Origin of the sequence: Rhodococcus sp. 24CO, from assembly GCF_050586165.1 — a bacterium.
Taxonomy (GTDB): domain Bacteria; phylum Actinomycetota; class Actinomycetes; order Mycobacteriales; family Mycobacteriaceae; genus Rhodococcus_F.
The window spans coordinates 89,580-112,375 of record NZ_JAZFNF010000005.1 but is presented as its reverse complement, the minus strand read 5'-3'; the positions used below and the strand labels follow the sequence as shown (position 1 = coordinate 112,375).

Genomic DNA, 22,796 nt, shown 5'->3' with positions numbered 1-22,796 from the left:
TTCGCAGCCTGCCATACCCTTGGACTATCTGGGGTATGGCCGACATCGAACTGACCTATTCCACCGGCAAAGTCCGTCGCGACGGAGAATTGCCCGCGCGCGCCGACATCGGTACGGTTTTCGACGAACTCGACTTCCAGACGGCGGTACAGGCGTATCTCTGGTCCCTGCCGATCGTGTCGTGGGCGCAGTGGATGGACGTCCACACCACCATTTTCGGAGCTACCGCGTCGGACTTGGTCGTTTACCGCTCGTACCGCGATCGGTTGGGCCTGATCACGGCTAACGCGACAACGCCGTACATTCTCGGCTTCTTCGATCTTGGTGCATCGGGGCCCTTGGTGATCGAGCTACCGCCGGGACCGACTGCGGGTGGTGTCGCGGATTTCTGGCAGCGCGAATTTGCCGTGCTCGGAGAAATGGGACCGGATGCGGGCAACGGTGGGAAGACGCTGGTAGTCGGTCCAGGCCAAAGTGTGGACGACACAGGTGAATACACGGTTGTGCAGTCGCCGATGATGCACATCATGTTCGGCTTCCGCACGCTCGATCCGGACCCGGTGCGTTCGGGCGCATTGGTCGACGCGGTTCGTGTGTTCCCGCATCGCGAGCGCGAGAATCCGACGCCGACGCGATTGGTCTCCCCGGATGGCAAGCCGTGGACGGGAATTCAACCTCGAGATCTGAAGTATTGGGAGCTGCTGCACACGATCCTGCAGGACGAACCGGTGGAGGAGCGGGACCGCTTTCCGTTGGCGTGGCTACGGCAATTGGGGATCGAAAAAGGAAAGCCGTTTGCGCCGGATGAGCGGGTGCAGAAAATCCTGCAACGTGCCGTCGACGTCGGCGAGGTGTTTGCTCAGGCCAATGCATTTGTCAAACGGTTCCCAGGTTCGCGTTACTGGCCGGATCGGCAGTGGGACTTGGCAATTGTCCTCGACAACTCCGCTAAACGCGGGGACGGCTACGACGAGTTCTTTGAGCGCGCGTCGTGGTTCTACGAAGCGGTCAGCTTTTCCAAGGCGATGAAGAGTACGACGCCCGGGGTCGGTCAGGCATACCTCGGCAGCTATTGCGATACCGATGGTCAGTGGTTGGACGGCGGACAGAACTACACACTTCACGTTCCCGCCGACGTTCCCGCGAAACTGTTCTGGTCGGCGACGGTGTACACCGTCGACACGCGTTGCCTGATCGACAACGAGCAGGGGCGAGGCGACCGAGGTTCGCGGGATCCCGATCTCGTTTTCGACGACGACGGATCGGTGGACCTCTACTACGGACCGAGCGCGCCGGCCGGGAAGGAATCAAATTGGGTTCAGACAATTCCCGGACAGCACTGGTTTTCGTATTTCCGCCTCTACGGTCCGCTGGAGCCCTATTTCGATCGAAGTTGGAAACTCGGAGATATCACTCATTGTGCATCTGCCATCATCGAGAGCGATAACGTGGATTAATGCCGCGCCGAGCTGGAGGATGATCGCGTGATCACAGTACTCATCGCCGACGATCAGCAGGTTGTCCGTCAAGGCTTCGAGCTTTTCCTCACCGATCACCCTCGCATCGAGGTCGTCGGCCATGCGGCATCGGGATTCGAAGCACTCCAGCAAGTCCGATTGCTTCAACCGGACGTAGTTCTCATGGACATTCGAATGCCGCATGGTGACGGTCTGACTGCGACTCGCGAGGTTCTGAAGGAATTCCCGAAAACTCGCGTTATCGTCGTGACGACGTTCGACCTCGACGAGTACGTTTTCGGTGCGCTGGACCTGGGCGCGGTCGGGTTCTTGCTCAAAGACACCGACCCGGACGATTTGGTGGACGCGGTCATTGCCGCAGCAGACGGCGGCTCGGTATTGTCGCCGAAGCTCACCCGCAGAATGGTCGCCGAATTCGCGCGTCGTAAACCGTCTGCCCCATCCGAATTTCCCGACCACGGATTGAGTGTTCGGGAAATGGAAGTGGTCCAGCTTCTTTCGAGTGGGTTGGGGAACGGTGAGGTGGCCGACGCGATGAAACTCGAACTGAGCACGGTGAAATCGCATATCGGCAATATCTGCCGGAAACTCAATGTCCGCACGCGAGTGCAGATTGTCATCTGGGCGTATCGGAACAATATGGTGAGAGATTCGCGGGTCCGATAAGAACACGTGGTGTCCGCCTCCGCGAAGCGGCGACGAACACCACGTGAAAGTGCATTTATCCGAGCAGTTTGGCCTTCAGCGCCCCGATAGTCGACAGGCTGAGACCGAGGCCCTCGGTCAGGTACCGATCGATGGTTCCGTACGAGGATTCCACTTGATCGAGTCCCGCCTCGATGTAACCGGCCTCGACTCCGAGGAGCGGTTCCATATTGGTTGCCACTGCCGGACCAGCCACACTGGAGATGTACGCGAGTGTTGCTTTGATGCTTTCGGTCGAGTACTCGTTGGTCAGCAGATAATCACTCATGATCGTGGCGCGGTCGACGCCGGCGATGCTCAGCAGCAACATCGACGCCCAGCCGGTGCGGTCCTTACCTGCGGTGCAATGAAAGACCTGTGGCCCATCGGTTTCCGCGAGCGCAGTGAGCAGTTGAGTGAATCCGGCCCGTTCAGCGGCGCCCGTGACAAACGAGCGGTTTGCATCCTGCATCAATGAGCGGGCTTCCTCGGGCGACTTGATCTGGAATGCCATCTGGTAGATGTCGCCGGCCAGGACCGGGATGTTCTCGTAGGCGACCCCGGCAGGTAGAACATCCGGCTTGTCGGCGATTTCGGCTGCGGTGCGCAGGTCGTAGACCTTGGTCAATCCAAGTGACTCCAGGGCAGCCATGTCGGCGCCCTTCGGTGTAATGGCATTGGCGCGGTAGAAGACACCCTTGTTGACGTGTTGGCCGAAGGAGCCCGAGTACCCGGATCCGGTGCCGGCGACATCCCGGAAGTTGTCGATGCCCACCAGACGCGGAGCGTCGGCAACCTCCTGTGAGCTGCCGAAATCCAAGGAACCGAAGTCCAGCGAGCCGACGGGTGATGGGGGAGCGGCTTGGGCGAGTGCAGCGCCGCTGATCAGGAGGCTGCTTGTGATCGCCAATACTGCGACGGCACGGACACCGGTGTTGCGTGAAGCTCGTGACATGTGAAAGTCCTTCGTGGAGAGGGGATCTGATTGCGCGAACGAGGCTCTGAATCGAGTGTGGACCCGCGAATCCCGCAAATTGGAGGTGCCTCCCACCCAATGGGAGATCTGTTTCGGCGGGATTGTCGGCAAACCGGCAGCTCATCAACTGTGACGGTGACCTCTTGCGCACAGGGCATGGATTAGCTGCATATCCGGATAAGCAGGGCGGACGGCTCACCGAATGGGGAGTCCACTTACCTGTCCCGGCTACCAGGGTTCTGTACGAACTGCGAACGCCCGATAGGGTGATAACCGTGCGTCCTACACTTGATTCCTACACTCATCTGGCCGGTGGCAAGGTCCGCGACCTTTACACAATCGACGACGAGCACTTGCTGCTGGTCGCGAGTGATCGGATCTCGGCCTACGATCACGTGCTCAGCACGCCGATTCCGGACAAAGGCCGCGTCCTCACCGCGATGAGCGTGTTCTTCTTCAACGTCCTCGGCGGCAACAATCACCTCGCGGGTGAGCCCGACGACGACCGCATCCCCGAAGAGGTTCTCGGGCGCGCTCTGGTTGTGCGTTCGCTCGAGATGATTCCCGTCGAATGCGTGGTCCGAGGATTCCTCACGGGTTCCGGTCTGGTCGATTACCAGAAGACCGGCGCGGTGTGCGGCGTCAACCTTCCGGAAGGACTCGTCGAAGCATCACGCCTGCCCGATCCGATCTTCACCCCGGCGTCCAAGGCTGCTCTCGGTGATCACGACGAGAACATCAGTTTTGATCAGGTAGTGGAGAAGGTCGGTCAGACCCTCGCGATTCAGCTTCGTGAGGACACCCTCGACGTGTATGCGCGAGCATCCAATTTTGCCGCTGATCGCGGAATCATCCTCGCCGACACCAAGCTAGAGTTCGGTCTCGACGCGGGCGGCAATCTTGTGCTGGCCGACGAGGTTCTGACCCCCGATTCCTCGCGGTACTGGCCACTCGAAGGCTATGAGCCGGGCAAGGTTCAGCCGAGCTTCGACAAGCAGTTCGTTCGTGACTGGCTTACCGGTCCCGAATCCGGATGGGATCGGGCGTCCGACACTCCGCCGCCGGCTTTGCCGCAGGAGATTGTCGACGCGACTCGCGCGCGCTACATCGAAGCGTACGAACGTATTTCCGGATTGTCCTTCGCAGATTGGGTCGGTCCCAGCGCATGAGCCTCGTCCCGCCGGTCGCGAAGAAGGTTCCCACCGAACGTACCCATCACGGACACACGTTCGTCGACGAGTACGAGTGGCTGCGGGACAAGGACAACGCTGAGGTAGTGGCGTATCTCGAAGCTGAAAACGCGTATACCGACGAGCAGACGGCGCATCTGGAGCCGTTGCGCGAGAAGATCTTCCAGGAGATCAAATCGCGTACGCAGGAAACGGATATGTCGGTACCCACCCGGATGGGTAAGTGGTGGTACTACGCCCGGAGCGTCGAAGGTAAGTCGTACAACGTTCACTGCCGGTGCCCGATCGCCGACGACGGTGACTGGACGCCGCCCAACTTGACCCCCGGGGTTGAACTGGACGGCGAACAGATCCTCATGGACGGCAACCTCGAGGCAGAAGGGCACGATTTCTTCTCTCTCGGTGCGTTTTCCATCAGCGAGGACGGCACACTGCTGGCGTACTCCGTGGATATCGTCGGCGATGAGCGGTACATGCTGCGGTTCAAGAATCTCGAGACCGGGGAAATCCTCGGTGACGAGATTCCCGACACCGCTCCCGGTGCTACCTGGGCACTGGATCACAGCCACGTCTTCTACATGACTGTCGACGAATCCTGGCGCCCGGACACTGTGTGGCGCCACAAGCTGGGAACGCCGCAGAGCCAAGATGTTTCGGTGTTCCACGAACCGGATGAGCGGTACTGGGTGTCGGTCGGTTCGACGCGCAGCGAGAAGTACCTGGTGATCTGGGTCGGTTCCAAGGTGACCAGCGAGGGCTGGATCCTCGAATCGGCCAACCCGGAAGGCGACTTCCGCGTGATCATTCCGCGTCGTGAAGGCGTCGAGTACGGCGCCGAACATGCCGTGATCGGGGGAGAAGACCGCTTCCTCATCCTCCACAACGACGTCGTGGACGGTGTGAAGGCCGAGAACTTCGTCCTGGTCGAGGCTCCTGTGTCGGATCCGACGAACATGACTACGTTGATCGCGCACAGTGACGACGTGCGACTGGAAGAAGCCGAGGCTTTTGCCGGTCACATCGTGTTGAGTTACCGCCGTGAGGCGTTGACCCGAGTTGCCGTGTGGCCGTTGACAGCCGACGGCTACGGCGAGCGTCACGAGATCGACTTCGACGAAGAACTCTTCAGCATCGGAATGGGATCGAATCCCGAATGGGCGCAGCCCACCATCCGGTTGGGCTTCACGTCCTTCATCACGCCCGGTCAGGTCTACGACTACTACGTCGCCAGCGGTGAACTGGCACTGCGGAAGTCGCAGCCCGTGCTCGGTGACTTCGACGCGAAGAACTACGTGCAGCGACGCGATTGGGCAGTGGCCGAGGACGGCACCCGTATTCCGCTCTCGATCGTTCGCAAGGCTGGAGCGCCCGAAGGTCCGGCTCCGTTGCTGTTGTACGGCTACGGCTCCTACGAGGCCAGCATCGACCCGTCGTTCTCGGTTGCACGATTGTCGCTACTCGATCGCGGTGTTGTGTTTGTTGTCGCGCACGTCCGCGGTGGCGGCGAGATGGGCCGGCATTGGTACGAGAACGGCAAGACGCTCACCAAGAAGAATACGTTTGCCGACTTCGTCTCCTGCGCACGGCATTTGATCGACACCGGCGTCACCGCTGCTGATCGTATGGTTGCCGACGGCGGTAGTGCGGGCGGCCTGCTGATGGGTGCTGTAGCCAACCTCGCGCCGGAACTCTTTGCCGGCATCCTTGCAAATGTGCCGTTTGTGGATCCGCTGACGTCCATCCTCGACCCGTCGCTGCCGCTGACGGTCATCGAGTGGGACGAGTGGGGAAATCCTTTGCACAACAAGGCCGTCTACGAGTACATGCAGTCGTACAGTCCGTACGAGAACGTGGAAGCAAAGGATTACCCGGCGATTCTGGCGATCACCAGCATCAACGACACCCGAGTGCTGTACGTCGAACCGGCAAAGTGGGTCGCGAAACTGCGTGCCACCAAGACCGGTGACGCTCCGCTTCTTCTCAAGACCGAGATGAGCGCCGGACACGGTGGTGTCAGTGGTCGCTACGAGAAGTGGAAGGAAGTTGCCTTCGAGTTCGCGTGGGTTCTCGACACTGTCGGGGCGGCGAACTAGCTTCTGCGGTAACGGACCTGGGGGCGCCCAGCACGTCCGTATTCGGTTTCCCGGGTGAGCAGACCGTCGTCTGCCAGTTTTTCGAGGTAGCGCCACGCTGTCACCCGGGATACGCCGACGGAAGCGGCGACTTCCGCTGCGGTGAGCGGAGTATCGGTCTCCCGAACACACGCCGATACGAGTCCGAGCGTCTGGGAGGCAAAGCCTTTTGCCGACGCGGCCCGATCGTCGGAGGTGCGTAGCGCGGCCATCGCGCGATCGATGTCGTATTGGCTCGCTGCGGACTCGCCGGCGGGCAGCGCCGCGCGGTACTCCACATACCTTTCGAGCTTGTCGCGGAATGCTGCAAAAGTGAACGGTTTGAGCAGGTAGAGAACAATTCCGCGGGCAACGGCGGTTCGCACCACGTCGAGGTCGCGCGCAGAGGTCACCGCAATGATGTCCGGACTCGGACGCAACCCGCCGAGTGCCGATGCAACATCGAGTCCGCTCGCGTCCGGTAGGCCGATGTCGAGGAGCACCAGATCGATGGACTCACCGGCGGCGTGCGCCTCCGTGACCGCTCGCAGAGTGGCCTGACCGCTGTGAACGACACCGTGTACGACAAACCCCGGCACCCGCTCCACATACGATCGGTGTGCCTCGGCGATCAGTGGTTCGTCGTCTACAACGAGCACCCGGATCACTGCTGTGCCTGCCGCAGCGGGATTCGTACGACCAGCATGGAACCCAGCCCGGGCTCGCTCACGAAGGTGCCGCCGTGGCGTTTCACGATCTGCGAGACCAAGGCGAGGCCGATGCCGCGCGATCCGGATTTGGTGGAATAGCCACGCTCCTTGGCCCTTTCGAGCGCATCGGGCGTCATGCCTGGCCCACTGTCGGCCACCGCAACCACCATTGTCGAATCCTCTTCCATGACCGTCACTTCCACCCACGGCTGCTCGCTGGAGCGCGAGGCGTCAATGGCATTGTCCACCAGATTGCCGACCAGTGTGACCAACTCACGGGACGTGAGCGGCGTGAGAGCACCGAGTGCGGTGTCCTCGGTGACGGTCAACTCCACTCCGCGTTCGGTAGCTTCGCTGAGTTTTCCGAGCAACAGTGCGGCCAGTGCCGGTTCCTGGACGGCGTTGACGAGACGATCGATCAACTGTTGAGAGAGCCGTAATTCGTTGGTGGCAAAGGAAACTGCCTCGTCGTATTTGCCCAATTCCACCATCGTGATGATGGTGTGCAGGCGGTTGGCGCTCTCGTGAGCCTGCGAGCGCAGCGATTCCGCAAAATCGCGAACCGAATCGAGTTCGCCGAGAACATTCTGTAATTCGGTGTGATCGCGAATAGTCAGAACTGTGCCAATCCGCTTGCCTTCCCACTCAACCGGGTGCTGATTGACCACGAGTATTCGTTGATCGGTGAGATGGACTTGATCAGTGGCCGAACCTGCGTCGGCGTCGCGCAACGCGGGCGGAATCGCCGACAGATCGACTCGGCCTTCGGGTAGATCGAGAAGACGACGCGCTTCGTCGTTGACCATATCCACCTGAGCCGCCCCGCCCCGCCCCCGGCCGATAACCACCAAGCCCTCGCCGATGCTGTGGAGAACGGCGTCGTGGTGCTCGTACATCGTGAGCAGTTCGTCGGGTGCCAGACCCAGCGTTTGACGTTTGATTCGTCTACTCACCAACAACGAGCTCAAAACAGCCGCAGTCAATCCCGCGGCGGTAATCGTCAGAATGGTCGGAATGCTCTGGGCAAACTGCTTGCTGATCTCCTCGCGGGTGACACCGACAGCGACCAATCCGACAAGCGTCCCACTCGCGTCGTAGACCGGCGTGACTGCGCGAATCGACGGGCCCAACGAACCCGCGTACGTCTCGGTGAATGTCTCACCCGCCAACGCCCGGTCGATGTTGCCCGTGAACAATTCGCCGATCAGTTCGGTGTTGGTGTGGGTGTACCGGGTGCGATCGGGCGTCATCACCACGATGAAGTCGACGCCGGTGGCCATGCGAATTTTCTCGGTCTGCGGTTGCAAGATCGCGGTCGGGTCTTCGGTGGTGAGCGCCTGCGCAGTGGAGTCCGTCAAGGCCAGTGTCTCGGCGATCGAGCTCACCTGGCGGCGAATGGCGTCGTCGCTGTCACCGCGCTCGTCCACTACGGCCAGTGCCGCTCCCACACCGATGACCAGCGACAACAGTGCGAGCTGCAGCAGCAGGATCTGCCGGGCGACGCTCATGCGTCGGTGACTGCGTCGTTGGACCATCGGTTACTCCTGAACGTTATGAACACAAACTTCACGCCCTACACATTTCCAACAAGAATTCTCCACGAACTCGAGTGATCCCCATCACTTCACTGATTTCCATCAAAGGACATCCCCATGAGCGTCACGGCAACAGGGACAGTAAACGATTCACCCCAGCCTGAGGGCACTCCGGCGAAGCGCGACAAGACGCATTGGCTCTACATGAGCGTCATCGTCGCCGTCATCGGAGGCATTCTCGTCGGTTGGCTCGCGCCCGAATTCGGCAAGTCGGTCGCCGTGTTGGGCACGTTGTTCGTCGCCTTGATCAAGATGATGATCAGCCCGGTCATCTTCTGCACCATTGTGCTCGGCATCGGTTCGGTGCGCGCAGCGGCCAAGGTCGGCAAGGTCGGCGGACTGGCGCTTGCCTACTTCATCGGTATGTCCACTGTTGCTCTGGCGATCGGCTTGGGTGTCGGTAACCTGCTCAACCCGGGCAGCGGCCTGAACATCGAGCCCAACCCGGCGTCCGTCGAGAAGCTCACCACGGCAGCGCACAGTGCCGGTGGAACGTGGGACTTCGTCGCGTCGATCATCCCGACGTCGTTGCTGTCGTCCCTGACTGCGGGCAGCGTGCTGCAGACACTGTTTGTCGCCCTGCTCGTCGGCTTCGCGATCCAGTCGCTCGGCAAGTCCGGTGAACCGATTCTCAGGGGCATCGGTCACCTGCAGAAGCTGGTCTTCAAGATCCTGACCATGATCCTGTGGCTCGCGCCGATCGGTGCCTTCGGTGCCATCGCCGGCGTGGTGGGCCAGACCGGACTGAACGCCGTGGTCCAGCTCGGAACACTGATGATCGGCTTCTACCTGACCTGCTTGATCTTCATCTTCGGTGTACTCGGCACCCTGCTGCGCGCCGTCACCGGATTCAACATCTTCAAGCTGGTCAAGTACTTGGCTCGCGAATACCTGCTCATCTTCGCGACGTCGTCCTCCGAGTCGGCACTCCCACGTCTGATCGCCAAGATGGAGCACGTGGGCGTCGAACGCTCCACCGTCGGCATCGTCGTCCCGACCGGCTACTCCTTCAACCTCGACGGCACCGCGATCTACCTGACGATGGCCTCCATCTTCATCGCCGACGCGATGGGTCAGCCACTCGCGTTCGGTGAGCAGCTCTCCCTGCTGGTGTTCATGATCATCGCGTCGAAGGGCGCAGCCGGAGTCAGCGGCGCCGGACTCGCGACCCTTGCAGGCGGCCTGCAAAGTCACCGTCCCGAACTGCTCGACGGTGTCGGCTTGATCGTCGGTATCGACCGCTTCATGTCCGAGGCTCGCGCTCTCACCAACTTCTCGGGCAACGCCGTCGCCACCCTGCTCGTCGGCTCCTGGACGAAGACCATCGACAAGGAACGCGTCGTCGATGTTCTGGACGGCAAGATTCCGTTCAACGAGGCGACGATGCTGGACGACGAGGACGAAGCCGAACAGCACAAACTCGAAACCGCACCGACCGGCACCCAGCAGTCCTTCGTGAGCCACCACTAGAGGTTTGGCCCCTCCGCTGGAGCGGAACCCGTACTTCAGATCAGTGATCCTGGTCGGAGAATGACGAACGAGACCGTTGCACTCACCGTGCGGCGGTCTCGTTCCTCTTTCGTGGCAGGCTTTCCGTCAGTCGAACGTTTCCGACCGGCGCTGATGGTGCGAGACGGCCTGACCTACCGTGGGGCCATGTGCCTTCACCTCGACGCAACCGCCGCGCTGTCGATCGCAGGTTGGGTTCGCGAAGAACCTACTCGATCGGCCTCTGCCCCAGTTCCGCAACCGCTGGTCGGCGCTTGTGATCAACTCATCGAGTGGGTGAGTTCGTTCTCCGTACTTGCCAGTTCCGACGACCAGGTGTGGTTTCTCTCGGCGGAGAACTATGCCGGTGGGGTCGGCATCAGTGATGAGGCGTTTCCCTGGGATGCGTTCCGGCACGAGAGCCTGGCGGTTGCTTCCGGGCAGGCTGAGCGCGCGGCGATCAACGCCTTCTGGTCCACTCACCTCCCGGTCCTGCTGTCGGTACGCAATGGGTACGAGTACCTGGCGCTCGCACCGGACGGTCAGGTTGTCCGTGGGGGAGAGCCGGAGTTCGAGGACGTCGCCATCGTCGCCGCTGATTTCGACGCTCTGCTTCGGGGTGTAGCCGCAGGCGCCAGCACGGCAGACCCCCTCGCCGATGCACTGCTTGGAACAGTGGGTACTGCCCGGCCGGGCAGTGACCGGTAGCTCTAGGGGAGGCTGAGTTGATTGCTCGACTGTGTTCCTATCGAAGCCGCTGTGTCCATCAACCGATCGTTTCTCGGACACTGATCGGTGAGAGAAGCCCGAACGGTAGTCTTCCACCGCTACGGAAGGGTTTGGAGGACAATGTTTTTGCAGGGGCGGCCTGCACTGATATCGGGTGCACTGCCGCGAAGGTCAGCTGCCGAAGAACGAGTTCAGGGAGCCAAGGGATCCGGTGACTGGTGGTTCGCCCCAGTTCGGTCCGGCGATGACATCGACGGCGAAGTAACCATTGCTGTTCCCGTTGCTGGGATAGGAAGTGGTGACGGCGCATGTCACGACTGTGAGGCCGGTGGGAAACTTCGTCCCGGAGGAATAGTTGCAGGGGCCGAATTGCACTCCGGAGGGCATGCTGGGAGTGGCCCATGTTACGTCGGCTCCGTCGTACGACCATCCGGGGTCCATAACGTCCACAGTGATGTCGGCAGGCATAAGAGTTGAGCCGCCCAGTTGCGTGTAGGTCAGGTTCGCGCCGGTCAGGTTCGCGCCGGTCAGGTTCGCTTCGGTGAGGTTCGCGTCGGTGAGGTTCGCGTCGGTGAGGTCAGCGTCGGTGAGGTTCGCGTCGGTCAGGTCAGCGTCGGTGAGGTTCGCGTCGGCCAGGTTCGCGCCGGTCAGGTTCGCTTGACCCAAGTACGAGGAGTCCAGGTTCGCGCCGGTCAGGGTTGCGTTGGTCAGGTTCGCGTCAGCCATGTAGGCGCCGTGCAGGTCAGCGCCGGTGAGGTCAGTGTCGGTGAGGTTCGCTTCGGTCAGGAACGCCCAGGACAGGTCCATGCCGGACAGGTCCACGCCGGACAGGTCCGCCCCATCACAATGGCTTCTGGCGGCCTCGTAGGGTTGGGGGTTGGCGATGTAATTTGCGCACCGACTGGCAAGGAATTCGGCGGCGGTTTCTGCCGAAGCAGGTCCGACCGCGGTACCGAACGTCATGGAAGCGGCAACCGCGATCCCGCCGACCAGGGCGGCGAGGCGGGTGCTACGAATGCGAGTCCGCCCAGACTGAGAATCAAGAATCGTCATCTATATGGCCTCCACAATCGGGGTCCCCACACGGTGCGGCATGGCACCAGAAAAGTAACCACTTCGCGAACATAACGGACATTTGTGCATCAAACACCCCGAAACGGTGGCCTCTTTAGGTCACTCTTCGGCAATGGACCCACATGGCCGGAAGCGCCCTCGACATGTCGTACTGGATCACCGGCGTCGGATCGCTCGGTGGCCTCACCGTTCTGGACGACCTCGATCGCATTCTCGGAGCATCGACGTAGCGGTGGGCGCGAGAGTCGCTAAGTTGGACATCATGACTCCAGTACAGAACATCGTGATCAACACTCTTGGCGGCGTACCCACCTCGCTGGGCGAATACGACGGCCGGGCCGTGCTCGTTGTCAACGTCGCGTCCAAGTGCGGTCTCACCCCGCAATACGCCACGCTCGAGAAGCTGGCGAGCGAGTACGCAGATCGCGGCCTGACCGTGATCGGTATCCCGTGCAACCAGTTCATGGGCCAGGAACCCGGCACCGCCGAAGAGATCGAATCCTTCTGCTCCACCACTTACGGCGTCACGTTCCCCATGATGGAGAAGATCGAGGTAAACGGCGAGAACCGTCACCCGCTGTACGCGGAACTCACCAAGACTCCCGATGCGGACGGCGAAGCCGGCGACATTCAGTGGAACTTCGAGAAATTCCTCATCGCGCCGGACGGAACCGTAGTCAATCGTTTCCGTCCGCGCACCGAGCCGGATGCTCCCGAGGTCATTGCCGCCATCGAAGCGGTTCTGCCGCACAACTGACCACCATCTGCCGCCGGATGATCATCCGGCGGCAGTGTGTTGTTCACCCGGCGCTGCCACCATCAGAGGTATGTCTGCTGAACTGATCGTGTCAGTGTCCGGAATCAGAGACGAGACATGTTATCTCGCTGCGGGTTTCGCAGACGAGATGGATGCCAGGGGAGTGCGGCTTTCCCTCCTGGTGGCACCGAGGCTCAAAGACAAATACCGACTCGCCGACGACGCCGTCACCGCTGCCTGGCTGCGTGAACGCCGCGAGCACGGGGATGCCGTCGTATTGCACGGTTACGATCAGGCGGCGACCAAGCGTCGACGCGCGGAGTTCGCGACGCTGTCCAGACATGAGGCAAAACTCCGTTTGCTGGCAGCAGATCGAGTGCTGGAGCAGGCAGGATTGCGCACCAGAGTGTTCGCTCCGCCCCGGTGGGTGGCCTCCACGGGAGCGATGTCGGTGTTGCCGGAGGCCGGATTTCGCTCGATGGCCGGCCTCGGCGCTGTGCACGACCTTGCGCGAGGAACATCGCAGCGAGGTCGTGTGCTCGGAATCGGTGAGGGTTTCAAAGTCGAACCGTGGTGGTGCCGGGCCCTGATCCTCGGGGCCGGCCGTACCGCAAAGCGCGGCGGCCTTGTCCGACTGTCGATTTCGGCCAAGCAGCTGGGGAACGAAGGGCCGCGTCGGGCCATGCTCGACGCGATCGACCTCGCACTCTTCCATGAAGCGACATCGAATGTGTACCGGTGGAACTCGCCGGCATCGGAACTGGGCGCAGCCTGAATGTCGCTTCTGGCAACTATCGAGTAGCTGGATTGGTCAGCTGAGTTCTCGGCCGATCTTCGGAAGGTGCGCCTTTTGCCTTTTGTCTGATCAGCGAGGAGATTGTTGGTTAATCGAGCGTTTGTGGGCAAAGCGGACAAACATCTTCGTGGGTGTGGTCGACGCTTTGGTTCGATGCTACGGTGCTTCCAGTTAATTTACCGCTAGTAGATCGGGCTGGAATACAACCATGCGCGCACGAGTGTTCTCGAAGTCGACCAATCGACGTCTGGTCGCGGCAGTGGGCGCACTCGCCTGCGCTGCACTGGTACCAACTGTGGCAACTGCGGCACCCGTCGATCTGGGTTCGCTGTCCTCTGGCAGCCTGGACGGCGGATCGAGCGAATCGGGCCAAGGAGCGCTCGTTGTCACCGTCGACGATCAGGGCTCGCCCTTGACGTTGCGGTTGGACAAGGTAGATCTGCGCGGCAAGAATTTTCGGATGGCCGTGCAGAAATCCGGTGGAGCCCTTGTTGATTCGGAGTTGCCTGCGCCGCGCTCGTATCTCGGAAGCGTCGACGGTCATCGCGACGCAGTTGTTGCCGCCGTCGTCGACTCCACCGGTACCCTTCGCGGACAGGTGATCTTCGACCGAGGTGCCTCTATCGACTTTGTCGGCTCGACCGTGGTGAGCCGTACTTCCGCGCCGACCGATGCGGCCCCCACTTGGCCCACCGCTGCGATCGCGCCGGCATCGGCTGCATCGGTCGGAAAAACCATGAAGCAGTTCGACATTGGATTGGATCTGAGCGGGGAGTGGTACTCCGCGCACGGAAACGGAAGTCCTGCAGTTGCATTGGATCGCGTCGAGGAATCGATTGCGCGAACTGCAGCGATCTGGATGAGGGACGTGGGAATTCGGCCGGTCATCGGTCAAGTCGTGCTGCGGGCCGATGCAGCCAGTGATCCGTACAAGACATCCTGCGAAAACTTCGATGCTCTCGAGACTGAGTGGTCCGACAAGGTCGGCACCACCGTCGATCAGGCGACAGTAGTGTGCAAGTCCGGTGGCGGAAACGCCTACTACTCCAAGTTCCTCACCGATCACAGCTACGCGCACGTCGGTGCGGAAGGCGACGGTAACTTCTCCCGGGTACTCCGTCACGAACTGGGACACAATTTTTATGCCGATGACTACCACGGAGGTAGCGCGGAGGGCCGCACCATCATGAACGGCAATGATCTGGCCCGCTTCGACGGAACAGAATTTGCCGCCATCGTCGATGCCGCCGAGGTCGCGTCGGCTCGACTTGACGACCTGGGCCGGTACACGGCCACCGCGTTGCCGCCCTACGCAGCACTCGACACTGCGGAGGTTCGATCCGGTGCTTCGGCCACGATCGACGCAGTCGCGAATGATCATGACAGCAACGGAGATTCGATCTCCGTGACCGGTGTCGAGGCAACGTCACTGCTCGGGGGCACCGTGAAACTCGAAAACGGCAAAGTGGTGTTCAAGGCCGGAACGAAGACGGGCACCGACAAGATTCTCTACACCCTCACCGACGCGAATGGTGGGACTAGCACCGGCTGGATCATCGTCAAGGTGAAGGCGTAGAAGAAACTCGCCTCGGAAAACTCTAGCTACGCCACCTCGACATCGGACTCCTCGTCGAGCACCCGGAACTCGGTGCCGGCGGGGGCCATGTCCGTGTACCGGCCGTAGAAGATGCCCGTTGCCTCCTCGCGGAGTATGCCCTGATGAATAGGCACGGCGACACGAGGAGCTACCGCTCGGAGATAGTCGACGGCTTCCCAGATCTTCAACCACGGCGCAGCGGCAGGCAGAGCAAGAACATCGACGGACTGCTCGGGCACGACCAACGAGTCACCCGGGTGCATGAACTGTGCCGGATTGACGGCATCGCCGAGTAGGAAAGCAGTGTTGTCGATCATCGGCAGATCGGGATGAATGATCGCGTGCTCGCCGCCGGCGCCGGTCACCTCGACCTCACCGATGCTGAAGTGCTCACCCGCCCGAACAGCATTCCACCGGCCGCCGAGCTTGGCTGCCGTCTGCGGATCGCTGTACAAAGCCGCGTCGGGATTCGCGTCGACAAGAGCGGGCAGACGCTCCGGATCCGCGTGATCCGGGTGCTGATGCGTCACCAGAATGGCGTCCAGGCCGGTCATGCCCTCGAAACCATGCGAAAAATTGCCCGGATCGAAGAGGATTTTCGAACCGTTCAATTCGACAAGTACACAGGAATGGCCAAAATGTGTCAGTCGCATGATTTCGAGTATGCCTTTAACAGGTGGTGGGCGTCACCCCAGCTCTCACTCGATGCGAAGGTTCCAGACCGCGCCCGGTAAACTCGTCGATACCCGGTGTTTCACTCTGGGTTCGCGCACTAGTACCGAGGAGCAGCACGTGGCCCGTGTCGTCGTCGAAGTCATGCCCAAGGCCGAGATTCTCGACCCCCAGGGACAGGCCATTGTCGGGGCACTGTCTCGCCTGGGCTTTGCAGGAGTATCCGATGTCCGTCAGGGCAAGCGGTTCGAGTTGGAAATCGACGGCAGCGTCGAAGATGCCGAGCTCGAGAAGATCGCCGAAGGCCTACTGGCCAACACGGTGATCGAGGATTGGACCGTCAGGCGAGTCGAGGCATGAGCGCACGAATCGGAGTCATCACCTTCCCGGGCACGCTCGACGATGTCGACGCAGCTCGCGCGGTGAATTTGGCCGGCGGTGAAGCTGTGGCACTGTGGCACGGCGACGCCGACCTCAAGGGCGTCGACGCAGTCATCGTCCCCGGTGGATTCTCCTACGGCGATTACCTTCGCTGTGGCGCGATCGCACGGTTCGCTCCGGCCATGGGCAAGGTTGTCGAAGCAGCCAAGGGCGGCATGCCCGTTCTCGGTATCTGCAATGGCTTCCAGATCCTCTGCGAAGCTGGTTTGCTCCCCGGAGCCCTCACCCGCAACCAGGGGCTGCACTTCATCTGCCGCGACGAGTGGCTGACCGTCGAAGCCACCAACACGGCCTGGTCTTCACGTTACGAGGCCGGCGCTCAGATCCTCATCCCCCTCAAATCGGGTGAAGGTCGCTTCCAGGCATCCGAGAACGTTCTCGACGAACTCGAAGGCGAAGGCCGCGTCGTATTCCGTTACTCGGAAGAAAACCCCAACGGCTCACAGCGTCGTATCGCGGGAATTTCCTCCGCCAACGGTCGCGTCGTCGGACTCATGCCCCACCCCGAGCACGCCACCGAGGCTCTCACCGGCCCCAGCGACGACGGACTCGGCTTGTTCTACTCGGCATTGGATTCCATCGTCAACGCCTGATACATCTTTTCGGCAGCGCCCGCCCACCAGTTCACCTGGTTGGCGGGCGCTGTTGTTCATGTGTCCGATGCGAGTTGCCCGGGCAGTGCAAGTTCGAGAGTGGTGCCGCCGAGCGGATTCGGCCGCGCCGTCAACGTGCCGCCGTGAGCACGTGCGAGACTCCGCGCAATTGTGAGCCCCAATCCGGAACCGTCGGAACTCTCGCCGCGATGAAACCTGTCGAACACAGACTCGAGTTGATCCTCCGGGATGCCCTCGCCGGTGTCGCTGACAGCGACCGAAACGTGGTCGGGCGATTCTGCGACGGCTACGGTGACGTTTCCCCCGCCTGGCGTGTGCCGCAATGCATTCTCGAGAAGGTTGGACAGAATTTGTTCGATCCGCTGGCGATCGACCCGAACTCTCACCGGGTGCGCAGGTGTTGCCGTGGACAGCGTCACGGCCCGTTCCTCGAACCGTGGTGCGACCGCAGTTGTTGTGCTGCAGACGATATCGCTGAGGTCGTCGGCTGCGAGAATGAGATCCAGGGCGTGCTCGTCAGCCGCCGAAACATCGGAGAGATCATGAGCGAGCCGTCGCAGTCGTTCCAGCTGATCGCGCATCACTGCCCATGACGTGCCGTCGGCCTCGAGTACACCATCCTCGAGGCCGTCCACGTAAGCTGCCAAAGTTGATACCGGAGTGCGTAATTCGTGGGCCAGATCCGCCAACAGGCGCTTACGGACGCGATCGGAATGATCAAGTCGCTCGGCCATGTCTGAGAATGCGCCTTCCAGGCGCGTGAAATCCGAGTCGACATCCGAGTGCTCGATGTGGACGTCGTACTTGCCTTCGGCGACGCTCTGCGCCGCGACCGCGAGCCGACTGATAGGTGCGGTAATCCGCCGAACGACGTACACCGCAGCGATACTCGCGCCGATGAGTGCAACCGCTATGCCGCTCAACAGTGCCACGAATATTGTTTGGCTGAAGGCTTCTTCGGTGTGCAGGCGGACGTTGTCGTCTTCGATCCCGGCCATCGCGAGGTGATTGTGGAACAGAGGAGCCGCGACCCCGAGCGCGACCGCAGCGATCGTCACGCAACACACCAGTAGAACGACAATCTGAGCGACCAGCAACCTGCCGCGCAGGCCGAGGCGGTTCATGACGACCTCAATGCATAACCCATGCCGCGCACGGTCCGGATGAATCGGGGATCTGCTGCGTCGTCGCCGAGTTTGCGTCGGAGCGCGCGGATGTGGACGTCGACGATGTGCTGATCGCCGAACCACGAGGAACCCCAGACTGCCGTGATGATGTCGTTTCGGCTCAGAGCGGCGTCGGGTCTGGTCGCCAGGGCAGTGAGAAGTTCGAACTCGGTGGGGGTGAGTTCTACGGACGCTCCGTCGACGCGCACGGTCCGCGCGATGAGGTCGATGTCGAGACCGTCCGGCGTCGGCAACGGTTCGGACATCAGGCTCGACGCCCGGGGTCTACGCAGAAGCGCTTTGACGCGCGCGACAAGTTCGCGCGGTCCGAAGGGTTTGACCACGTAGTCGTCGGCACCGGCTGCGAGTCCCGCGACCTTGTCGGACTCGTCTCCGCGGGCCGACAACATCAGAATGTAGGCGTCGGAGAAACTGCGGATTCGTCGGCAGACTTCCATGCCGTCGAATCCGGGAAGCATCAGATCCAGAACGACAAGCGAAGGTTCGAAATCATGGGCAGCCGCGACGGCGGTCGGACCGTCATGCGCGATGCGGACGTTAAAACCCTCGCGTGCAAGGTAATTGGCTACCACCTTGGCGAGTGCCGGTTCGTCCTCGACCACCAGGACGCGGTCGGCTCCCTCGGCGCGTGAGTGTCCGGATTCGGAGTTCATGTTGTCAGGTTAGCCCAGCAGCGAGGCGATATCGGCGCCTTCAGATGGACTGTGAAGATTCGATGAAGGTACTCCGTTTCGATCGATTATCACGGGCTTCGGCGCACTCTCGTCGGTATGGTGGTGGACGCACGCTTCGAAGCTTTCAATTCCGAAGCCGTTGCACAGTAATAAGTTTCGTGTGAAGTCGGATTTTCAGGAGTGTTGTCGTGATGTTCTCTCTCAAGAGTGGTTATGTGAAGTTTGTTCCCGTCTTGGCAGCAGGTGCGTTGGTGATCGCCGGTTGTTCGGACAGCGGTGATTCGGCGCCCACGACCGCAGCGGAGACATCGATGTCCGCCTCCCAGACTGCGGTCCCGCAGGGAGTCAACGCAGCGGACATCGAGTTCTTGGAGGGCATGTACCCGCACCACGCCCAGGCGCTCGACATGGCAAAAATGGTTGAGGGGCGGACGGATAACGCTGAACTGATCGCGCTGGCAGCGCAGATCGAAGCTGCTCAGGACCCGGAAATGCAGCAAATGTCGGAAATGCTGACACAGTGGGGGCGCCCGGACCCGGCGTCCAACCCCGCAGGCGATATGGACCATTCCGGTCACGGAGTAGGAATGGCGGACATGCCGGGCATGATGTCGGATGACGACATGGCCGCGATGATGGATGCCCAGGGTGTCGAGTTCGACAAGATGTGGCTGACCATGATGATCGAACATCACACCGGCGCGATCACCATGTCGCAGACCGAACTCGACTCCGGGCTGGATCCAACTGCCGAGAAGCTGGCAGAAGAGATCATCGCTGCTCAGCAGGCCGAGATTGTGCAGATGCAAGCGATGCTGGCCGTCTTGTAGCGGTGCCTGCGATTGTCGACGCGTTGGATCGGGCATACGTTCAGTTCCGAAGTCCGAGGTTTGACGACGAAGGCCGCGGCACGCCGGCAACCGGACGCAAAGGGAGATGACCGCGCATGGACCACAGCGACATGGACCACAGCGACATGGACCACAGCCACGCCAACCACGGAGGGCATGGTGACCACGTTGCGCAGTTCCGGAAACTGTTTGTGATCATGCTTGTCATTGCGGTTCCGGTCGTGGCGGCCGACGCGATGTTCGCGGATGTGGTCGGATATACGTTGCCGGACAACACCGTGGTGACGTGGACGTCTCCAATCCTTGGCACGGTGATGTACTTCTGGGGTGGAAAGCCGTTCCTGGCCGGTGGGTTGTCGGAGATTCGTGCTCGGCAACCAGGGATGATGCTGCTGATCGCCTTGGCCATCACGGTGGCGTTCTTCGCATCATGGGCGGCAAGCCTTCACTGGGTCGACCACACTCTCGACTTCTGGTGGGAGTTGGCACTTCTCATTGTCATCATGCTGCTGGGGCATTGGATCGAGATGCGGTCACTTAGCCAGACGTCCAGCGCGTTGGACTCGTTGGCCGCGCTGCTGCCGGACGAGGCGGAGCGGCTGGTCGGGGACGAAGTCGAATCGGTGCCGACGAGCTTGTTGGCGTCCGGTGACCTTGTGATGGTTCGACCAGGCGGTCGGGTCCCCGCGGACGGGGCCGTGGTCGAGGGTAGCGCCGACATGGACGAGTCCATGATCACCGGTGAGTCGAAAACGGTGCGGCGCACAATCGGTGATCAGGTGGTTGCGGGCACTGTGGCCACGGATTCCGCTCTGCGCGTGCGTGTCACGGCGGTGGGAGAGGACACCGCTCTCGCTGGGATCAGGCGTCTGGTGGAGCAGGCGCAGAACTCGTCGAGCCGGGCTCAGGTGGTGGCCGACAAGGCTGCGGCACTTTTGTTCTGGTACGCACTGGGTGCCGCGGTGCTGACAGCTGCTGCGTGGACGGTCTGGGGAACTCCCGAGGACGCAGTGACCCGCACCATCACCGTGCTGGTGATTGCGTGTCCGCACGCGCTGGGACTGGCAATCCCGTTGGTAGTGTCGATTGCCACGGAACGTGCTGCGCGAGCGGGGATTCTGATTACCGACCGCATGGCGCTCGAGAACATGCGCAACGTCGATACGGTTCTCTTCGACAAAACCGGAACTCTCACGAAGGGGGAACCCGCAGTTGTCGGTGTGCGGGCAGTGGACGGATTCACTGAAGACCAGGTTCTCCGTGATGCGGCGTCAGTGGAGTTCGACAGCGAACATCCGCTGGGCCGTGCGATAGTCGCAGCCGCGCGCGAGAGAAATCTGGTACTCGCCTCTGGATCGGATTTTCAGGCGCACAACGGAATTGGTGTTGTAGCGAACGTCGACGGGGCGAGCATCGGCGTCGGCGGGCCGGGAATGTTGAAAGCGGCAGGTGCTGAGGTGATTTCAGGTAGCGATGACTGGTTGGGGGAAGGCTCGACGGTGCTGCATGTATTGAGGGACAACGTCGTGATGGGGGCGTTGGCTCTGGCCGACGAAATCCGGCCGGAATCCAAGTCCGCAGTCGACGCACTTCATGCCCGAGGCGTCAGAGTTGCGATGGTGACCGGTGATGCCGGCGCAGTGGCACATACGGTTGCCAGGGCACTCGGAATCGACGCGGTGTTCGCGGAGGTTCTGCCGCAGGACAAGGGGGCTGAGGTGTCGAAGCTTCAGGCGGCCCATCGCCGGGTTGCGATGGTCGGAGACGGGGTGAACGATGCTCCTGCGTTGGCCCAGGCCGATGTCGGTATCGCCATTGGCGCCGGCACTGACGTGGCGATCGCGTCGGCGGGAGTTGTTCTGGCAAGCGATGATCCGCGAGCGGTAGCCTCGGTTATCGAGCTGTCGCACGCAACCTACCGGAAAATGGTTCAGAACTTGTGGTGGGCAGCGGGTTACAACGCGATTTCGGTTCCCCTGGCTGCGGGTGTGCTGGCGCCTGTCGGGTTTGTGCTGCCCATGGAAGTGGGGGCAATCCTGATGTCGGTATCGACCGTGGTGGTTGCGGTCAACGCTCAATTGCTTCGACGGTTGGATCTGCGGCAACCACCCGTCCCCGCGGGGCAGTCGAAAGTCCTCACGCCGCAGCTTTGAATGGATCGTGTTCCGCGATCAGTTTGTCGAGCCTGGCTTCATCCATACGAACCCGGACGGTGGAGGCTTCCTGCTGATCACGAATCACCTTTGCCAAGGTGAATGTGCTGGTCACCAGAAACAGTAGAGACATGCCGAGGAATCCGCGCTGCCAGGCGTCGATCGGTAGGTAGGCGATGCCCACGAGGGTGCCTACGAAGCTCACGGCAAACGCTATTCCAGCCTGTGCAAAAAATGCGGCGGTGCTCTTCGAGGGTGTTGTCGGTGTGTTCATGACAAGAAGTCTGCAGGTCCGAGTGCCTTGGCTGGATGCGTAGTCCTACTCGAGTTCTCACGGTACTTACCCTGCAGGTGGCGGGCGGACTTGTATACATACCAACCGGTACTTTGTTGCGAGCCGTCAGTTAACGACAAAAGTAGTTTTCGGGCGAAAGTAACAAAACACTTGCCGTTTCTTTACAGATCTGGGTAACCTGTAACGGTAAGCCTGGTGAACAGGCAAAAAGTCTGCGGCATCCGACGGCGTACGGATGACCGTTGTGGCACGACCGTTAGTGCGAAATCGGTGGAGGTAGCATCATGGAAGGCGTTCCCATGTCTCATCAGGCAATCAGTCTCGGTAGCTCGAATGAGTTGTCCGACAAGCGAAATCGGAAATACGGAGGCGGAGGTTTAGCGGGTCGCCTTGGTGTCCTGTTCCAATCGGCGGCCGAATCGGGGACGGTACTCACTCGTGGGCACCTTGCGGCAGTGTTGTCCTGCTCGGATGCTCAGTGGGAGATGGCTGGTGGAGTGCTGACCGATGGTCGCGAACTCCTGGGGCAAGACCCCCGGAAGATCGTCCTGGAATGGTTGGGCGAGATGGGTGGCAGCAACGAGGTCGAGGAATCGGACGTCTGGGCGCTGCGATTCATGCGTGTCGCGGAGGGGTTGTCAGGTGAGTCACTTGCACTGTTGGTGCAGGCGTGTGCTCATCTGGCGCAGTCGGAACGCAGCGAAAACCACACTGCAGTTTAGGT

At 61.2% G+C, this 22,796-nt stretch carries 22 protein-coding genes; 14 read left to right on the top strand and 8 right to left on the bottom strand.

All coding sequences use genetic code 11. The features are described from left to right. Positions 1-35 precede the first annotated feature (35 nt). Together V2B23_RS13440 and V2B23_RS13435 are read left to right on the top strand one after the other, a co-directional pair. Positions 36-1,457, top strand: a complete 1,422-nt coding sequence (locus tag V2B23_RS13440; protein WP_430950801.1) for a DUF1254 domain-containing protein — start codon at positions 36-38, stop codon at positions 1,455-1,457. Positions 1,458-1,484: 27 nt separating this feature from the next. Then, positions 1,485-2,144, top strand: coding sequence for a response regulator (locus tag V2B23_RS13435; protein ID WP_430950800.1), 660 nt, complete (start codon positions 1,485-1,487; stop codon positions 2,142-2,144). A 55-nt stretch (positions 2,145-2,199) separates the two neighbouring features. Here V2B23_RS13435 and V2B23_RS13430 read toward each other — a convergent pair whose 3' ends face one another. Beyond that, a complete protein-coding gene (locus V2B23_RS13430; protein WP_430950799.1) occupies positions 2,200-3,117 on the bottom strand; it encodes a tyrosine-protein phosphatase in 918 nt (305 codons plus the stop codon). A 296-nt stretch (positions 3,118-3,413) separates the two neighbouring features. On the opposite strand from V2B23_RS13430, the gene V2B23_RS13425 reads away from it, so the two are divergent. Continuing rightward, complete coding sequence (locus V2B23_RS13425) at positions 3,414-4,307, top strand: phosphoribosylaminoimidazolesuccinocarboxamide synthase (protein ID WP_430950798.1); 894 nt, start codon at positions 3,414-3,416, stop codon at positions 4,305-4,307. Beyond that, positions 4,304-6,421 carry a S9 family peptidase gene (locus V2B23_RS13420; protein ID WP_430950797.1) on the top strand — a complete coding sequence of 706 codons (2,118 nt, stop codon included), beginning with the start codon at positions 4,304-4,306 and terminating at the stop codon, positions 6,419-6,421. Before V2B23_RS13425 ends, V2B23_RS13420 begins: the two co-directional genes overlap by 4 nt. Here the strand turns inward: V2B23_RS13420 and V2B23_RS13415 are convergent. Both V2B23_RS13415 and V2B23_RS13410 read right to left on the bottom strand, forming a co-directional pair. Continuing rightward, complete coding sequence (locus tag V2B23_RS13415; RefSeq protein WP_430950796.1) at positions 6,418-7,107, bottom strand: response regulator; 690 nt, start codon at positions 7,105-7,107, stop codon at positions 6,418-6,420. The two genes, V2B23_RS13420 and V2B23_RS13415, sit on opposite strands and share 4 nt — an antisense overlap. Continuing rightward, positions 7,104-8,684, bottom strand: coding sequence for an ATP-binding protein (locus tag V2B23_RS13410; protein ID WP_430950795.1), 1,581 nt, complete (start codon positions 8,682-8,684; stop codon positions 7,104-7,106). Before V2B23_RS13410 ends, V2B23_RS13415 begins: the two co-directional genes overlap by 4 nt. Before the next feature lie 117 nt (positions 8,685-8,801). Between V2B23_RS13410 and V2B23_RS13405 the strand changes: the two genes are divergently transcribed. Further along, positions 8,802-10,214, top strand: coding sequence for a cation:dicarboxylate symporter family transporter (locus tag V2B23_RS13405; protein ID WP_430950794.1), 1,413 nt, complete (start codon positions 8,802-8,804; stop codon positions 10,212-10,214). Positions 10,215-10,274: 60 nt separating this feature from the next. Next, the gene (locus tag V2B23_RS13400) at positions 10,275-10,940 is read left to right on the top strand and encodes a hypothetical protein (RefSeq protein ID WP_430950793.1); all 666 of its coding nucleotides are present in this window, start codon (positions 10,275-10,277) and stop codon (positions 10,938-10,940) included. A 192-nt stretch (positions 10,941-11,132) separates the two neighbouring features. On the opposite strand, the gene V2B23_RS13395 is transcribed toward V2B23_RS13400, so the two are convergent. Beyond that, positions 11,133-12,014 (bottom strand): pentapeptide repeat-containing protein, encoded by an 882-nt coding sequence (locus V2B23_RS13395; protein ID WP_430950792.1) that lies wholly within the window; start codon positions 12,012-12,014, stop codon positions 11,133-11,135. Between the two features lie 280 nt (positions 12,015-12,294). Between V2B23_RS13395 and V2B23_RS13390 the strand changes: the two genes are divergently transcribed. The 3 genes from V2B23_RS13390 to V2B23_RS13380 all read left to right on the top strand — a co-directional run bounded on the left by V2B23_RS13390 (position 12,295) and on the right by V2B23_RS13380 (position 15,164). After that, positions 12,295-12,792, top strand: a complete 498-nt coding sequence (locus V2B23_RS13390; protein WP_430951150.1) for a glutathione peroxidase — start codon at positions 12,295-12,297, stop codon at positions 12,790-12,792. Positions 12,793-12,862: 70 nt separating this feature from the next. Then, the gene (locus V2B23_RS13385) at positions 12,863-13,567 is read left to right on the top strand and encodes a DUF2334 domain-containing protein (RefSeq protein ID WP_430950791.1); all 705 of its coding nucleotides are present in this window, start codon (positions 12,863-12,865) and stop codon (positions 13,565-13,567) included. A 229-nt stretch (positions 13,568-13,796) separates the two neighbouring features. Beyond that, entirely contained in the window at positions 13,797-15,164 is a 1,368-nt protein-coding gene (locus V2B23_RS13380) for an Ig-like domain-containing protein (protein ID WP_430950790.1), read from the top strand. Between the two features lie 26 nt (positions 15,165-15,190). Here the strand turns inward: V2B23_RS13380 and V2B23_RS13375 are convergent, their stop codons facing one another. Beyond that, positions 15,191-15,838, bottom strand: coding sequence for an MBL fold metallo-hydrolase (locus tag V2B23_RS13375; RefSeq protein ID WP_430950789.1), 648 nt, complete (start codon positions 15,836-15,838; stop codon positions 15,191-15,193). A 139-nt stretch (positions 15,839-15,977) separates the two neighbouring features. Between V2B23_RS13375 and purS the strand changes: the two genes are divergently transcribed. Then, positions 15,978-16,217: a phosphoribosylformylglycinamidine synthase subunit PurS gene (purS, locus tag V2B23_RS13370; RefSeq protein WP_003945817.1), complete on the top strand. Its 240-nt coding sequence runs from the start codon at positions 15,978-15,980 to the stop codon at positions 16,215-16,217. Next, positions 16,214-16,891, top strand: a complete 678-nt coding sequence (gene purQ, locus V2B23_RS13365) for a phosphoribosylformylglycinamidine synthase subunit PurQ (RefSeq protein ID WP_033233932.1) — start codon at positions 16,214-16,216, stop codon at positions 16,889-16,891. The genes purS and purQ overlap by 4 nt, the downstream gene beginning before the upstream one ends. A 56-nt stretch (positions 16,892-16,947) precedes the next feature. Here the strand turns inward: purQ and V2B23_RS13360 are convergent, their stop codons facing one another. After that, positions 16,948-18,036, bottom strand: coding sequence for a sensor histidine kinase (locus tag V2B23_RS13360; RefSeq protein WP_430950788.1), 1,089 nt, complete (start codon positions 18,034-18,036; stop codon positions 16,948-16,950). Further along, entirely contained in the window at positions 18,033-18,752 is a 720-nt protein-coding gene (locus tag V2B23_RS13355; protein ID WP_430950787.1) for a response regulator transcription factor, read from the bottom strand. Before V2B23_RS13355 ends, V2B23_RS13360 begins: the two co-directional genes overlap by 4 nt. Positions 18,753-18,964: 212 nt before the next feature. On the opposite strand from V2B23_RS13355, the gene V2B23_RS13350 reads away from it, so the two are divergent. Together V2B23_RS13350 and V2B23_RS13345 are read left to right on the top strand one after the other, a co-directional pair. Further along, entirely contained in the window at positions 18,965-19,603 is a 639-nt protein-coding gene (locus V2B23_RS13350; protein ID WP_430950786.1) for a DUF305 domain-containing protein, read from the top strand. A gap of 116 nt (positions 19,604-19,719) precedes the next feature. Further along, the gene (locus V2B23_RS13345; RefSeq protein WP_430950785.1) at positions 19,720-21,777 is read left to right on the top strand and encodes a heavy metal translocating P-type ATPase; all 2,058 of its coding nucleotides are present in this window, start codon (positions 19,720-19,722) and stop codon (positions 21,775-21,777) included. Here V2B23_RS13345 and V2B23_RS13340 read toward each other — a convergent pair. Then, a complete protein-coding gene (locus V2B23_RS13340; RefSeq protein ID WP_430950784.1) occupies positions 21,761-22,051 on the bottom strand; it encodes a YiaA/YiaB family inner membrane protein in 291 nt (96 codons plus the stop codon). The two genes, V2B23_RS13345 and V2B23_RS13340, sit on opposite strands and share 17 nt — an antisense overlap. A gap of 320 nt (positions 22,052-22,371) precedes the next feature. Here V2B23_RS13340 and V2B23_RS13335 point away from each other — a divergent pair, with 320 nt between their 5' ends. Beyond that, positions 22,372-22,794 carry a hypothetical protein gene (locus V2B23_RS13335; RefSeq protein WP_430950783.1) on the top strand — a complete coding sequence of 141 codons (423 nt, stop codon included), beginning with the start codon at positions 22,372-22,374 and terminating at the stop codon, positions 22,792-22,794. Positions 22,795-22,796 lie beyond the last annotated feature (2 nt).